The organism is Cryobacterium sp. TMT4-31, from assembly GCF_004403385.1.
Taxonomy (GTDB): domain Bacteria; phylum Actinomycetota; class Actinomycetes; order Actinomycetales; family Microbacteriaceae; genus Cryobacterium; species Cryobacterium zongtaii.
The window spans coordinates 66,782-80,834 of the sequence record NZ_SOGI01000056.1; the positions used below are offsets into that span (position 1 = coordinate 66,782).

Here is a 14,053-nt window from a genome sequence, read left to right on the forward strand (position 1 = left end):
AGGTTACCGTGCCTCCGAGGAGGACCCGGTTATCCACACGGGTTGACGAAATCGAATCTGTGTTCGAAAATTAGAGGGTGTCCATTCCGCTGACCTCCGTAGCGCACGCAGCCGGCTCTCCCGCCGGCTCCGCGGCCGAGCGGGTCAGCGAGCTCCAGGCGCGCATCCACGGAATGCAGCGCGACCGCTGGGATGCCGGTGGGCGGCCCGTCTCCGGGGTCCTCGCCGGGCTCCTTCCCGACGGGATCCTGCGCACGGGTGTGGTCTACACGGTCAACAACTCGACGTCGCTGATCATGGCCGTGCTCGCCGCGGCGACAGTGGACGGCGGATGGGGCGCCGTGGTGGGTCTACCCGATTTCGGCGCGGAGGCGGCGATCGGGTTCGGAATCGACCTCGAGCGAATAGTGCTTGTTCCCTCCCCCGCCGATCAGTGGTTGGCCGTGACGGCGGCGCTGGTGGATGTGCTGCCCATCGTTGTAGTGCATCCCGAGCGTGCGGTCGGCGACGCGGAGGCGGCCAGGCTCGCCGCGCGGCTGCGGCAGAGCGGCTGCACCCTGATCGTCGCCGGGACCTGGCCCCAGGGTGAGGCCGCACTTCGGGTCACCGACACCCGCTGGGACGGCCTGGGCGCCGGACACGGCTACCTGGCAGGTCGAGATGTGACCGTCCACGTCTCCGGGCGGAACGGCTCCGGACGACGGCGCTCCACGCTTGTGCACCTTCCGGAGGTCGCCACCCCGGGCGAAGCCGAACCTGCCCCGCGTCTGGACAGCGGCCGAGGCGGCCGAGCGCGGGCCGGCAGCCGGCAGCGGGCTGAGTCATGAACCGCGAACGCACTATCGTCTTGTGGTGCCCGGACTGGCCGGTGCTCGCCGCTCGGTCGGCCACCGGCCTGCCCGCGGATGCCCCGCTGGCTCTCATCGACCACGGGCTGGTGTTCGCCTGTTCGCCCGAGGCGCGCCGTCTGGGCGTCCGGCGCGGACTGACCGTGCGGGAGGCCCAGTTCCGGTGCACAGACCTCGTCGTGCTGCCCTATGACCCCGCGCTGGACCGGCGGGCCTTCGACCCGATTCTCGATGGCCTCGAGGACATCACGCCCGGTGTGGCCGTGCTCCGGCCCGGCACCTGCGCGATCCGCGCCCGTGGCCCGGTGCGGTACTACGGCAGTGAGGCCGCCGCGGCGCGAGCCATGCTCGGCTACCTGCACGGCGCCGGACTTCCCGAGGCCAGGGTCGGAATCGCCGACGGCCCCTTTGCCGCCGAGCAGGCGGCGCGGGCGGTCGGTCCCGCTGGTGTCGGGCCTGAACCTCGGGTTCACGTCGTCCCGCCCGGCGAATCCGCCGCGTTCCTGGCACCCCTGCCCGTGTCGGCAGTGGCTGAGGCGGGGCTCGGCACCCTGCTGGCCCGGCTCGGGGTGCACACCCTCGGCCAGCTCGCCGCCCTGCCCGCCCTGGACGTGCATCGTCGTTTCGGTGCTGCTGCGGCGCAGGCGCACGCCAGGGCGGCCGGGCGCGAGCACGAGGAGGTCGTGCCCCGCACCCCCACCCCGGTGTTCGACCGCGGCCAGGAATTCGAACCGGCGCTGGATCGCATCGACCAACTCGCCTTCGCGCTGCGCAGCACCGCGGACGCCTTCGTGCAGGGTCTGCGGGAGCAGACCCTGGTCTGCACGGCCGTCTCGATCCTGGTCAGCACCGAAGACGGTCTGTTGACCGAACGCACCTGGCGGCATCCCCGGTGGTTCTCGGCCTCCGAGCTGATCGACAGGGTGCGCTGGCAGTTACAGGGCGAGGGGCGGGCCGACTCCGGCCTGGCCGCCGGCGTCGTCCGGGTGGTCTTCTCCCCCGATCGGGTCGACGCCGTCGCGAACCACGAGGACGGCCTGTGGGGAACGGGGCCCGACGAGCGGATCCACCATGCCCTCACCCGGGTGCAGGGCCTGGTCGGCCACGCGGGTGTCGTCACGGCGGCCATCGGCGGTGGGCGGATGCTTGCCGACCGACAACTTTCCGTGCCCTGGGGCGATGACGGTGCCGCTTCGTCGGGCCGTGGTCTGAGCAGCAGTCCAGGCGGGAGTCCGGCCGGTGCCGCCAGGCCCTGGTCGGGGAGCCTCGACGGGCTGCTCCCCGCCACGGTGTACCGGGAACGCCATCCGGTCGCTCTCGTCGCCGACGACGGCCGGTCCCTGCGCGTCGATGACCGCGGCGCGTTCGATGGTGAGCCGGCGCGGTTCTCGGCACCTCGGTTCCTCGAGGGCGCCGGCGGGGCCCAGCCGAGTCGGGTGCTGGCCTGGGCCGGCCCGTGGCCGGTGCGAGAACGATGGTGGGACTCGGCGGCCGCGCGCACCGTGCACCGGGCGCAGATCGTCGACGAGCGCGACGGCGCGTGGCTGCTGGCACTGGACGACGACGGCTGGCGCGCCGAGGCCCGGTATGACTAGGCCCGGTATGACTAGGCCCGGCATGACCGGGCCGGGGCCGACCAGCAGAGCAGAGAGGACGGGTCACCCCGATGGGATTCAATAACCCGCCCATTCCCTGGTCGGAACTGGAGCGCCGGCTCTCCGACCGGCGCCCCGGCGGCCCGCCCGCCGAGGCCGACGGCGGCGACAGCCCGGCCTGGTCCAGACACCGCCAGCCCTACGCGGCCCAGACCCCGCAGCATCCGCCGGCCGAGACTGTCGTCGGCTACGCGGAGCTGCACGCCCACTCCAACTTCAGCTTCCTCGACGGCGGCAGTTCTCCGGAGGACCTCCTCGAGGAAGCCGGCGCGTTGGGCCTGCACGGCCTGGCCCTCACGGACCACGACGGGTTGTACGGGGCGGTCCGGCTGGCCGAAACCGCGGAGAGCTACCCGGACGTCCGCACCGTCTTCGGGGGAGAACTGTCCCTCGGGCTGACCCGTCGGCAAAACGGGGTGCCAGACCCAGAGGGAAGCCACCTCGTGGTCCTGGCCAGGGGCCAGGACGGCTATCACCGGCTGGCGGCGGCGCTCACCCACGGTCAGCTCGCCGGCGGCGAGAAGGGGCGACCCGTCTACGACCTCGAGGAGCTCGCCGAGGCATCCGGCGGGCACTGGAGCATCCTGACCGGGTCTCGGTCCGGCGCGGTGCGCCAAGCCATGCAGCAGGATGGTGACCTGGCGGCGGCCCGGGAGCTCGACCGCCTGATCGCCCTGTTCGGCCGTGACAGTGTGAACGTCGAACTGGTCGACCACGGCCGACCGCAGGACTCTGTGACCAACGACAGGCTGGCCGCACTGGCCGAACGGGCAGGCCTGCCCGTGCTCGCCACCAACAACGTGCACTACGCCCAGCCGGCCGACTTCAGGCTGTTCTCCGCGCTGGCCGCCGTGCGCGCCCAACGCAGCCTGGACGACATGGACGGCTGGCTGCCCGCGGCGCCCACCCAGCACCTGCGGAGCGGCGCCGAGATGGCCGCCCGATTCAGCCGGTATCCGGGGGCTGTCGCCCGAACGGTGCCCCTCGCTGACGAGCTCGCCTTCTCGTTGCGCCGGGCCAGGCCCCGGCTCCCCCGTCAGCACGTTCCGGACGGGCACACGCCCATGAGCTGGCTGCGTCAGTTGGTCTGGGACGGTGCGGAACGCGCGTACCCCGGCTACAACGCGAATGTGCGTGAGCGCCTCGAGAAGGAGCTCGCCGTAATCGAGGCAAAGGACTTCCCGGGCTATTTCCTGATCGTGCACGACATCGTGCAGTTCGCCCGGCGTTCGGGCATCCTCTGCCAGGGCCGGGGGTCCGCAGCGAATTCGGCGGTCTGCTTCGTGATCGGCATCACCGCTGTGGACTCGATCTTCTATCGCCTGCCCTTCGAGAGGTTCCTCTCCAGCCTGCGGGAAGAAGAACCCGACATCGACGTGGACTTCGACTCGGACCGGCGGGAGGAGGTGATCCAGTATGTCTACGAACGCTACGGTCGCCTCAACGCAGCCCAGGTGGCCAACGTGATCACCTATCGGCCGAAGTTCGCGGTTCGGGACATGGCCAAGGCCCTCGGCTACAGCACCGGACAGCAGGATGCCTGGTCCAAACAGGTGGAACGCTGGGGTTCAGCGGTGTCGAGCCCCGATCACGACATCCCCGACCAGGTCGCCGACCTCGCGTCTCAGGTACTCGGATTCCCTCGCCACCTCGGCATCCACTCCGGCGGCATGGTGCTCACCGACCGACCCGTCGGCGAGGTCTGCCCCATCGAACACGCCCGCAAGGAGAACCGGACGGTTCTGCAGTGGGACAAAGACGACTGCGCCTGGATGGGCCTGGTCAAGTTCGACCTGCTCGGCCTCGGCATGCTCGCCGCCCTGCAGTACACCTTCGACCTGGTCAAGGACGCTCTCGGCGAGGAGTGGAGCCTGGGGAGCATCCCTCGGGAGGAAGCCGGGGTGTACGACATGCTCTGCCGCGCCGATTCCATCGGTGTCTTCCAGGTGGAGAGCCGCGCCCAGATGGGGACCCTGCCGCGCCTGCAACCGCGCCGCTTCTACGACCTTGTGGTCGAGATCGCGCTCATCCGTCCCGGCCCGATCCAGGGCGGTGCCGTGCACCCGTACATCCGACGCAAGCTCGGCCAGGAACCGGTCAGCTACCTGCACCCCAAGCTCGAGCCGGTGCTCGAACGCACCCTGGGTATCCCCCTGTTCCAGGAGCAACTCATGCAGATGGCCATGGCCGTGGGCGGCTGCAGCGGCGAGGACGCCGATCTGCTCCGCCGGGCGATGGGCTCCAAGCGCGGGGTCGAGAAGATCTCCTCCCTGCGCGCCACCCTGTACGAGGGCATGGCCGGAAACGGCATCACCGGCGACCTGGCCGACGAGATCTACGAAAAGATCGAGGCCTTCGCCAACTTCGGCTTCGCCGAGAGCCACTCGATCAGCTTCGCCCTGCTCGTCTACGCCAGCGCCTGGCTGAAGCTGCACTACCCCGGCGCCTTCCTCGCCGCGTTGTTGCGCGCCCAGCCGATGGGCTTCTACTCGCCGCAATCCCTGGTCGCGGACGCCCGCAGGCACGGCGTGCAGGTTTTGCGCCCCGATGTGCAGCTCTCCGGCACCGCCGCGTTGCTCGAGGCGCTGGCCGACGGGTCGGGCGAGCCTGGGGGCCGCCCGGACTGTCTGGATCACGAGCAACCCGCGGTGCCGGACTACGACAGGACCCTGCCCGTGGATGATCGGGGCCACCGCAGGGACGGCGCCCTCGCCGTGCGGCTCGGTCTCGCCGATGTGCGCTCCATCGGCCAGGCGGTGGCTGAGCGGATCGTCGCCGACCGGGACAGATTCGGGCCGTTCCGGTCCATGAACGACCTGGCCCGGCGGGCTCGGCTGAACACCGAACAGCTCGAATCCCTGGCCACCGCCGGAGCCTTCGACGGGCTGGGCCTCGAACGCCGACAGGCCCTGTGGTCGGCCGGGGAAGCCGCCCAGGAGACCGACGCCCACCTGCGCGGCTCCTTCGAGACCGTGCAACCACCCCTCCTGGCCTTGATGACGCCTGTCGAGCAGGTGGCCTACGACCTCTGGGCCACCGGGGTTTCCACCGACGACCATCCGATCCGACACGCCAGGCCGGTCCTCGCCGCCAGGGGCGCACTGGCCGCGAACCAGCTGGCCACCAGCGAGAACGGTCGCCGGATCGAGGTCGGTGGTGTTGTCACCCACCGCCAGCGACCGGCCACGGCGAACGGTGTCACCTTCATCAACCTGGAGGACGAGACCGGCAACGTCAACGTCGTGGTGAGCGTCGGGGTCTGGACCCACTTCCGCCGGATCGCCCGGGAATCCCCCGCCCTGATGATCCGCGGCATCCTCGAACGTTCGCCGGAAGGCGTCGTCAACCTCATCGCCGACCGATTCGAACCCCTCACCGTGGCGGCCCACACGTCGTCGCGGGACTTCCGCTAGCGTCGATCCAGTGAATGAAGACCGATACTCCAATGACGTGCTCGCCGCCGGATGGCGGGAGGCCGGCCGCCGTGTCGTCCCCCAGCAGGAAGCCGTGCGGGACCTGGTTGTCGAGGAGGTCGCCACCGGGTTCTGCGGTGCGGTGATCAGGGTCGAGAAGAAGGTCGTCACCCTGGAGGACCGGCACGGGAAGCTCCGGCTATTCCCGCTCGGCGGTGGATTCCTGGTCGACGGCGAGCCCGTCGTCCTGGTGCCGCCCCGGGCAGCCGCCCCGGCCAGCCGGGGACGCACGGCGTCCGGGTCTCTGGCGGTGGCGGATGCGCCGGCGCGGGTGGCCAGGGCCAGCCGTATCTTCGTGGAAGGCCGCCACGACGCCGAGCTCGTCGAAAAGGTCTGGGGCGCCGACCTCCGCATCGAGGGCGTCGTCGTGGAGTACATCGAGGGTGTGGACAACCTCGCCGAACTGCTGGCGGAGTTCAAGCCGGGTCCGACACGCCGCGTCGGTGTTCTCGTCGACCACCTGGTACCCGGATCCAAGGAGAGCCGCATCGCCGAGGCCGTCGCCCGCGGTCCGCACGGCCGGCACGTCCTGGTGGTCGGGCATCCCTACGTGGATGTCTGGCAGTCGGTGAAGCCGGCCCGACTGAATCTGCCGGTCTGGCCTCAGATTCCGCGCAACATCGAGTGGAAGCACGGCATCTGCGCTGCCCTCGGCTGGCCGCACGACGACCAGGCCGACATCGCCAGGGCCTGGCAGCGGATCCTGGGCCAGGTCCGCACCTACGCCGATCTTGAGCCGGCATTGCTGGGCCGGGTCGAACAGCTGATTGATTTCGTCACCGTCGATTAGCGCCGTCACCGGCACACTTTGAGCATTTCTGTCAGAATTCGTAACACTTTGATCGTTTTTTCGCACAGATCTTCACGCAGACCGAGCGATGTGGGCTAGTGTTGTCGAAGTAGTTGTAGTGCTTGCACGTCTAAAAAACGTATCGACCCCGGTCGGTGCGGGCTTATTCCTTTCGGAAGCGGACGACGAATACCGCGACGAACGGCCTCGAAAGTCGGGGCCTTTCTAACACTCCTGGAGGAGTTTCATAATGGCAACAGGTACCGTGAAATGGTTCAACGCTGAAAAGGGCTTCGGATTCATCGCTCCCGACGACGGAAGCGCCGATGTCTTCGCGCACTACTCCGCGATCGCTTCGAACGGCTACAAGTCGCTCGACGAGAACCAGAAGGTCGAGTTCGAGGTAACCCAGGGCCCCAAGGGTCCCCAGGCCGAGAACATCCGCGCCCTCTAAATAGAGCTGCGGCAGCTCTCTAAAGCTGCTAACAACGCCCCCGCTTCGGCGGGGGCGTTGTGTTTTTAAGCCGCACACCCAACACAACTGTTCCCCATCCGGACACGTGCGCCCGGCGTGCCGGGTGCAGTTGTCCGCACGGGGAACAGTTGGTGCGGTTGGGCGGCGAAGCGGGCCGTCGTGCTACTTGACCAGGTCCTGCCAGCCGTCACCGTCGACGTACTCGAAGATCAGGTTGGTCTCGGTGTGCGCCACCGCCGGATGCTCCGCCAGGTGCTCGAGGACGAAGTCGCGCAGGTCGGAAGCATCCGCCGCGGCCACGTGCAACAGGTAGTCGTCGGCGCCGGCGGTGTGGAACAAACCGATCACGCCCGGCCAGTGTGGCGCTGCGCTGCGGAAGTCATCGATCTGCTCCCGAGCGTGCTTCGCCAGCCGCACCGAAATCAGGGCCTGCAGCGAAGCCCCCAGGGCGGCGAGGTCGATATTGGCCCGGTAGCCGCGGATGTGGCCGAGCTGCTGGAGCCGGCGCAGCCGGAGGGACACCGTGGACTCGGCAACGCCGATCTCGGCGGCCAACGCGGCGCCGGACGCGCGAGCGTTGACCGAGAGCGCGCGGAGCAGCGCCCGGTCGACGCGGTCCAGGTCGGCTTTCTTGGAATCCATACACGCTCTCTTTCGTTTGAGCGCAAGTTTATCGACCGATCTTCGACGGCGACACCCGCCCCTGCATCAACTGCGTCACAGTGGGGTTTCCGGCGGATGACGCCGGTGAAGCTGCGGCCGGGTCAGCTGCGGCCGGGTCAGCTGCGGCCGAGGCGGCGGCGGAGCAGGTCGATGCGCTTCTGGATCTGGGTGACGCTGGCCTGAGCGACCGCGGGCCCCCCGCACAGGCGGCGCAGCTCGGCGTGCACCATCGCGTGCGGCTCCCCCGCCAGCTTCGACCACATGCCCACGAGGCTGCCCAGCAGCGCCCGCTGCTCCTTGAGCGTGCGATACAGGGGCATCGGCTCCTCCGGTGCACCCTCGACCGCGGCGGCCGCTGTGCGCCGCTCAGAGCCGCGCTTGGCCTGGCGTTGCTGCCGCTGGCGCAGCAGTTCGGAGACCTGCTCGGGCTCGAGCAGCCCGGGGATGCCGATGAAGTCGAACTCCTCGTCCGTTCCGGGTTCGGCCAGTTCACCGAACTCGTCACCGTTGAACATCACCATGTCGAAGGTGGCCTGGGAGTCCAGCGCCTGCCAGGTGAATTCCTCTTGGCCGAGGTCGTCCGAGGCCTTGTCGGACTTATTGGCGGCCGCCACCATGGCGTCCTCGGGGTTGTACATACCGTCGTCGCCGTCGTCACGGTTGCTGCGATCCAGCGCGTGGTCGCGTTCGAGTTCCATCGCATTGGCGAGGCTCAGCAGTCCGGGAACGTTGGGCAGGAAGATCGAGGCGGTCTCACCGCGACGTCGGGCGCGCACGAACCGGCCGATGGCCTGCGCGAAGAACAGCGGCGTTGAGGCGCTGGTCGCATAGACGCCGACGGCCAGGCGGGGAACGTCGACGCCCTCAGACACCATCCGCACCGCAACCATCCAGCGCCGGGTGTTGTGCGAGAACTCGTCGATCCGGTCGCTGGATTCCTTCTCGTCGGAGAGCACCACGGTGGCCGGTTCGCCGGAAATCTCCTCGAGGATCGCTGCGTAGGCCCGTGCCGTGGTCTGGTCCGTGGCGATGACCAGGCCGCCGGCATCCGGGATGCCGTGCCGCACCTCGGTGAGGCGAGCGTCAGCGGCCCGCAGGACCGCGGGAATCCACTGACCGCTGGGTTCCAGCGCGGTCCGCCAGGCCTGTGAGGTGATGTCCTTGGTATTGCCCTCGCCGAGCTTGGCTTCCATCTCGTCGCCGGTGCGGGTGCGCCACTTCATGTGCCCGGCGTAGACCATGAACATCACCGGGCGCACGACGCCGTCTTCCAGCGCCCTGCCGTAGCCGTAGTTGTAGTCGCTCTGGGACAGCCGGATGCCCTGCTTGTCAGGCAGGTAGGTCACGAACGGGATGGGTGAGGTGTCCGAGCGGAACGGGGTGCCGGTGAGCGAGAGCCGCCGGGTGGCCGGGTCGAAGGCCTCGCGGATGGCGTCGCCCCAACTCAGCGCGTCACCGCCGTGGTGCACCTCGTCGAGGATCACCAGGGTGCGGCTGGCCTGGGTGAGTTCACGGTGCAGCGCCGCGCGGGTGGCCACCTGTGCGTAGGTCACGGCGATGCCGTGGAAATGGCTGCCGTAACGGCCGTGGGCGTTCTTGAAACCGGGGTCCAGGCGGATACCGGCGCGGGCGGCCGCGTCCGCCCACTGGCGTTTGAGGTGCTCGGTCGGCGCGACCACGGTGATGCGGTCGATCACCCGACGGGCCCGAAGCTCGGCGGCCAGGCGCAGCGCGAAGGTGGTCTTGCCGGCGCCCGGGGTGGCCGCGGCGAGGAAGTCGCGGGGCTGGTGCTGGAAGTACGCCTCGAGGGCCTCGGCCTGCCAGGCGCGGAGCTTGCTCGCGGTGCCCCAGGCGGCCCGTTCGGGGAAAGCCGGGGAGAGGTGCTCCGCGGCGCTGGTGCCTGCAGGCCCTCGAGCCGGCCCGAACACGGGCGGGGTATCGACGGTGTCGGCGAGAACGCTGTCACGGTCAGGCAGGGCGAACAATCCGGGTTCAGTGGTCTCCCGGTGCGAGGGTTCCCGGAAAGCGGATCCGAAGTCAGGTGGAGTAGTCACTTCATAAGAGATTACCAACTCGCGCCGACATCTGCCCGACGGTGCAGACTGACAGCATGTCGAAACAGCAGCATCCGTGGTCTCGCTACGTCGCTCTCGGCGACTCCTTCACCGAGGGTGTCGGTGACCCGGAACCGGCCAGCCCGGGCGGAAACCGCGGCTGGGCGGATCGTGTCGCCGAGATGCTCAGTCTGGGCTCAGACGAATTCGCGTATGGCAATCTTGCGGTCCGCGGCAAGCTGATGAACCAGGTCCTGGCCGAGCAGGTGGGTCCCGCGTTGTCCCTGCACCCTGATCTGGTCACGATCTCTGCCGGCGGCAACGACGTGCTGCGGCCGGGCAGCGACCCGGATGCCATCGCGGCGCGGCTCGACGACGCGGTCAGCGTGCTCGGGTCCGAGGGCGCCACGGTGGTGGTCTTCACCGGAACCGATGTGCGCTTCTCCCCCGTGCTGCGGGGTCTGCGAGGCAAGGTGGCCATCTACAACGAGAACATCCGCGCCATCGCCACCGCCCGAGACGCCATCGTGGCGGACATGTGGTCCCTGACCGAGATCCAGGACGCCCGGATGTGGGCCCCCGACCGTCTGCACCTCAACCCGCTCGGCCATCACACGGTGGCCAGGATGGTGCTGGACGCGCTCAACGTGGTCAATCCGCTCGAGCCGCAGCTGCCGGAGCCGATGCCCGGTATCACCTGGCGCCAGGCGCGCACCGAAGACCTCGCCTGGGCGAGGGAGTTTCTGGTGCCCTGGGTGCTGCGCCGGGTGCGTCACCAGTCCTCGGGAGACAACATCCTGCCCAAACGTCCGGACGCGGACCCGGTGACCAGACTCGACCAGGCGGCGGAAACCGAACCCGTACCCGTACCCGTACCCGAACGCGGAATCGGTTAGATCTCGCCGGGGTTCGTCCAACGCCAGAACGGCCCCGGATCGGTGATGGTCTGATCGAGGACGAGCGGAACCGAGACGGTGTTCGTCCCGACGGTCACGTCGACGCTGCCGACGGAATCGCCCTTCTCACCCAGGGTCACCGGTGCGACATCGACGGTGCTCTCGATCGGGGTGTCCGACCACACCACGGCGGACTCGGACGTCTCGGCCACAGCCTGCGCCGACTGGCCCCAGGGGGTCGTGTAGGTACCGAAGGGGGTGCCGGCCTCGACCAGCGTCACCGTGCGAAATCCGGGGCTCACGCTCTCGATGAGGCTCAGGATGCTCTCGTTGAGTTCGCTGTGAGTGTCCCCGCCGAGCACGACGCCCACGAGGGTGACCGAGGTGTCGCCGACCGGCACGTCGACCGCGAAGAGCAGGCAGGCTCCGGCCTCGTCCGTGGTGCCGGTCTTGATGCCGTCGACGCCGTCGACGCCGAGCAGCTTGTTCGTATTGGTCACGGTGCCCACGGTCGGGATCACGGCGCTGGGCATGGCCACGATGCTCGCCAGAGCGGGATCGGCCATCACGAGCTTGCCGATGGCCACCAGATCGGCCGGACTGCTCACGCTCTGGGCGGAGATCCCGCTGGTGTCTGCGACGACGGTGCCGGTCAGGCCGTTCGCGGCCAGATAGTCCGCCGCGGCGACCAGGTACGCGTCAACGGAACCGAACGCCCACACGGCCAGGGAGACGCTGTAGTTGTTCGCGGATGGGATCAGCATCGTTTCGAAGGCTTCGCGCTGGCTGAGCACCTGACCGGCTGAGACGGGCGCCACCGAGCCGTTCTCCGCGATGGCGTCGTAGTAGATGTCGACGTCATCGTCGGTGAAGGTGATGTCGGGACCTGGCTCGTCGCCGGTCAGCGGCTTGGCCTGGAGGATCACCAGTGCGGTGACCATCTTGGTGATGCTGGCGATGGGCATCGAGGCCTGGTCACCGGTGGAGCCCAGAACCCCGTCAAAGCCGACGGCGCCGATGGCGCCGGCCCCCTGGCCGGGCCAGGTGGGCTCGACGGCCGCCTGGCTGAGCGCGGGCGGCTCGGTGAGGGTCGCGGCCGTACTGGAGACGGGGGCGAGGCCCGTGCTGGTGAGGTAGGCGCCGAATGCGAGGATGACGGCGAGCACGCCGAAGAAGGCGAAACGCCGACGGCGGTAGACCTGGCGACGGGAGTTAGACATTCGATGATTCTAACCACGGCTGCCGTGCCGGGTTGGCAGGGTCGCCGCGCGCCAGTGAAACGTCTAGGCGCGGAGCGCCCACAGGGCCACGGCGCTGGCCGAGGCCACGTTCAGCGAATCCACTCCGTGCAGCATCGGGATCGTGACCACGGTGTCTGCCGCGGCCAGCGCGGTGTGGCTCAGCCCGTCGCCCTCGGTACCGAGAATCAGAGCCACCCGATCCGGCGGGTCGTTCGCGAAGACGTCCAGGGAGACGGCATCGTCGGCCAGGGCCAGCGCGGCCAGGTGGAAGCCGTGCTCGTGCAGAACCGTCGCGGCCTCGTCCCATTCGGGCAGGCGGGTCCAGGGCACCTGCAGCACGGTCCCCATGCTCACCCTGACGCTGCGCCGGTACAACGGGTCGGCACAACGTGGGGTGATCAGCACGGCGTCGGCGCCGAGCCCCGCGACCGACCTGAAGATCGCGCCGACATTGGTGTGGTCGACGATGTCCTCGAGTATCACGATGCGCCGGGCACCGCGGATGATGTCGGCCACCGACGCCAGGTCGGGGCGGTGCATGGCCGCCAGGGCGCCACGGTGCAGGTTGTAGCCGGTGAGCTGCTCCAGGAGTGCCGCCGAGCCCACATAGATGGGGACATCCGGCCAGTCCGCCAGCAGACGCTGGGCATCCGGCAGCCACTGCTCCTGCACGAGAACCGAACGCGGCCGATGCCCGGCGGCGAGGGCCCGGCCGATGACCTTGGCCGATTCGGCGATGTACAGGCCGTTCGCCGGTTCGGACACGCGGCGCAGGGCCACGTCGGTCAGGCGCGAGTAGTCGGCGAGGCCGGGCGCATCGAGGTCGGTAATCGGGACGATCTGCACGAAAGTCGCCGCCTTTCTGGGTGGTGTCTGATGCCGGCTGCCGGCGTCGGAACCTCGAACCGTAACACAGCCGAAAACTGACCAGTTTAGACTCAGAGGACATCGGCGCCACGCCAGCTCCCCCGGGGCCCGGCCGGCGGCGACGGACGAGGATGGAGCATCATGACGGCCGAGACTGTCCTGACGACGTCGGCGGCGGCCGGAGAAGACCTCGACGCCGTGGCCGCGATCCTGCGCGGCCGGCGCACGGCGGTCCTCACCGGAGCCGGGGTGAGCACCGATTCCGGAATCCCCGACTACCGCGGGGCGGGCGCCCCGGTGCGAGTGCCGATGACGTTCCAGACCTTCCTCGCCGACGAACGGGCGCGCAAGCGGTACTGGGCCGGCAGCCACCTGGGCTGGCACCGGTTCCGGGCGGCCGAACCCAATCTGGGGCACCGGTCCCTCGTCGCCCTCGAAACGGCCGGCCTGGTCAGCGGCATCATCACCCAGAACGTCGACGGCCTGCACACCCGAGCCGGGTCCCGGCACGTCGTCGACCTGCACGGATCCATGGACCTGGTCGTCTGCCTCTCCTGCGGGCAGGCCTTCGGCCGGGACAGCATCGCCGCCCGCCTGGAGACCCACAACCCGGTGCTGGCGGACCCTGACCAGGTCGAGATCGCACCGGACGGCGACGCCATCGTGGTTGACATCGACAATTTCATCGTGCCGGACTGCTCGGTGTGCGGCGGACTGCTCAAACCCAATGTGGTGTTCTTCGGTGAGCTGGTCCCGACCGGGAAGTTCACCGCGGCGGCCGCGTTGGTGCGGGCGGCGGACGCCCTGATCGTGGCGGGCTCCTCACTCGCGGTGAATTCGGGGATCCGGCTGCTCGAGCAGGCCAGGCGCCGCAAGCTGCCCATCGTGGTGATCAACCGCGGGCCGACCAAGGGCGACGGGCGCGCCCTGGTTAAACTGGAGGCAGGCACGTCGGAGACGTTCGCCGGGTTGGTGAGCAGACTCACCGACCTCTAGCTGTACTGCCCAGGCAGGTTAGTTAACCGCGTGATCGGTGGCTTGCCTCCGATGGCGGTGTGGTGCCTGTGGTGATTGTATTCGTGGAGCCATGC

The 14,053-nt window shown here is 69.1% G+C and carries 11 protein-coding genes; 7 read left to right on the forward strand and 4 right to left on the reverse strand.

Going from position 1 to position 14,053, the window contains the following annotated elements; translation table 11 throughout:
• Positions 1-77 precede the first annotated feature (77 nt).
• The 5 genes from E3T19_RS12935 (at position 78) to E3T19_RS12955 (ending at position 7,220) form a co-directional block, all read left to right on the forward strand.
• Entirely contained in the window at positions 78-827 is a 750-nt protein-coding gene (locus E3T19_RS12935) for a hypothetical protein (protein ID WP_174776230.1), read from the forward strand.
• Positions 824-2,443 carry a DNA polymerase Y family protein gene (locus E3T19_RS12940; RefSeq protein WP_134409032.1) on the forward strand — a complete coding sequence of 540 codons (1,620 nt, stop codon included), beginning with the start codon at positions 824-826 and terminating at the stop codon, positions 2,441-2,443. Before E3T19_RS12935 ends, E3T19_RS12940 begins: the two co-directional genes overlap by 4 nt.
• Before the next feature lie 71 nt (positions 2,444-2,514).
• Positions 2,515-5,916 (forward strand): error-prone DNA polymerase, encoded by a 3,402-nt coding sequence (locus E3T19_RS12945; protein ID WP_134409033.1) that lies wholly within the window; start codon positions 2,515-2,517, stop codon positions 5,914-5,916.
• A gap of 10 nt (positions 5,917-5,926) precedes the next feature.
• The gene (locus tag E3T19_RS12950) at positions 5,927-6,766 is read left to right on the forward strand and encodes a DUF3097 domain-containing protein (protein ID WP_194087780.1); all 840 of its coding nucleotides are present in this window, start codon (positions 5,927-5,929) and stop codon (positions 6,764-6,766) included.
• Between the two features lie 250 nt (positions 6,767-7,016).
• Complete coding sequence (locus E3T19_RS12955) at positions 7,017-7,220, forward strand: cold-shock protein (protein ID WP_035840308.1); 204 nt, start codon at positions 7,017-7,019, stop codon at positions 7,218-7,220.
• 183 nt (positions 7,221-7,403) lie between these two features.
• Here E3T19_RS12955 and E3T19_RS12960 read toward each other — a convergent pair whose 3' ends face one another.
• Complete coding sequence (locus tag E3T19_RS12960; RefSeq protein ID WP_066595420.1) at positions 7,404-7,883, reverse strand: Lrp/AsnC family transcriptional regulator; 480 nt, start codon at positions 7,881-7,883, stop codon at positions 7,404-7,406.
• Between the two features lie 137 nt (positions 7,884-8,020).
• Entirely contained in the window at positions 8,021-9,832 is a 1,812-nt protein-coding gene (locus E3T19_RS12965) for a DEAD/DEAH box helicase (RefSeq protein ID WP_088457996.1), read from the reverse strand.
• A gap of 182 nt (positions 9,833-10,014) precedes the next feature.
• On the opposite strand from E3T19_RS12965, the gene E3T19_RS12970 reads away from it, so the two are divergent.
• Positions 10,015-10,854 (forward strand): SGNH/GDSL hydrolase family protein, encoded by an 840-nt coding sequence (locus tag E3T19_RS12970; protein ID WP_134409034.1) that lies wholly within the window; start codon positions 10,015-10,017, stop codon positions 10,852-10,854.
• On the opposite strand, the gene E3T19_RS12975 is transcribed toward E3T19_RS12970, so the two are convergent.
• Both E3T19_RS12975 and E3T19_RS12980 read right to left on the reverse strand, forming a co-directional pair.
• Positions 10,851-12,074, reverse strand: coding sequence for a D-alanyl-D-alanine carboxypeptidase family protein (locus E3T19_RS12975; RefSeq protein WP_134409035.1), 1,224 nt, complete (start codon positions 12,072-12,074; stop codon positions 10,851-10,853). The two genes, E3T19_RS12970 and E3T19_RS12975, sit on opposite strands and share 4 nt — an antisense overlap.
• A 63-nt stretch (positions 12,075-12,137) precedes the next feature.
• Positions 12,138-12,941 (reverse strand): RNA methyltransferase, encoded by an 804-nt coding sequence (locus E3T19_RS12980; protein WP_088456219.1) that lies wholly within the window; start codon positions 12,939-12,941, stop codon positions 12,138-12,140.
• 162 nt (positions 12,942-13,103) lie between these two features.
• Here E3T19_RS12980 and E3T19_RS12985 point away from each other — a divergent pair, with 162 nt between their 5' ends.
• Positions 13,104-13,958 (forward strand): Sir2 family NAD-dependent protein deacetylase, encoded by an 855-nt coding sequence (locus E3T19_RS12985; protein ID WP_088456220.1) that lies wholly within the window; start codon positions 13,104-13,106, stop codon positions 13,956-13,958.
• Positions 13,959-14,053: the final 95 nt, after the last annotated feature.

Excerpts from the sequence above, each read along its gene's own strand:
- E3T19_RS12940 (WP_134409032.1), top strand. The coding sequence starts at position 824 with ATGAACCGCGAACGCACTATCGTCTTGTGGTGCCCGGACTGGCCGGTG.
- E3T19_RS12945 (WP_134409033.1), top strand. The coding sequence starts at position 2,515 with ATGGGATTCAATAACCCGCCCATTCCCTGGTCGGAACTGGAGCGCCGG.
- E3T19_RS12955 (WP_035840308.1), top strand. The coding sequence starts at position 7,017 with ATGGCAACAGGTACCGTGAAATGGTTCAACGCTGAAAAGGGCTTCGGA.
- E3T19_RS12960 (WP_066595420.1), bottom strand. The coding sequence starts at position 7,883 with ATGGATTCCAAGAAAGCCGACCTGGACCGCGTCGACCGGGCGCTGCTC.
- E3T19_RS12970 (WP_134409034.1), top strand. The coding sequence starts at position 10,015 with ATGTCGAAACAGCAGCATCCGTGGTCTCGCTACGTCGCTCTCGGCGAC.
- E3T19_RS12975 (WP_134409035.1), bottom strand. The coding sequence starts at position 12,074 with ATGTCTAACTCCCGTCGCCAGGTCTACCGCCGTCGGCGTTTCGCCTTC.
- E3T19_RS12985 (WP_088456220.1), top strand. The coding sequence starts at position 13,104 with ATGACGGCCGAGACTGTCCTGACGACGTCGGCGGCGGCCGGAGAAGAC.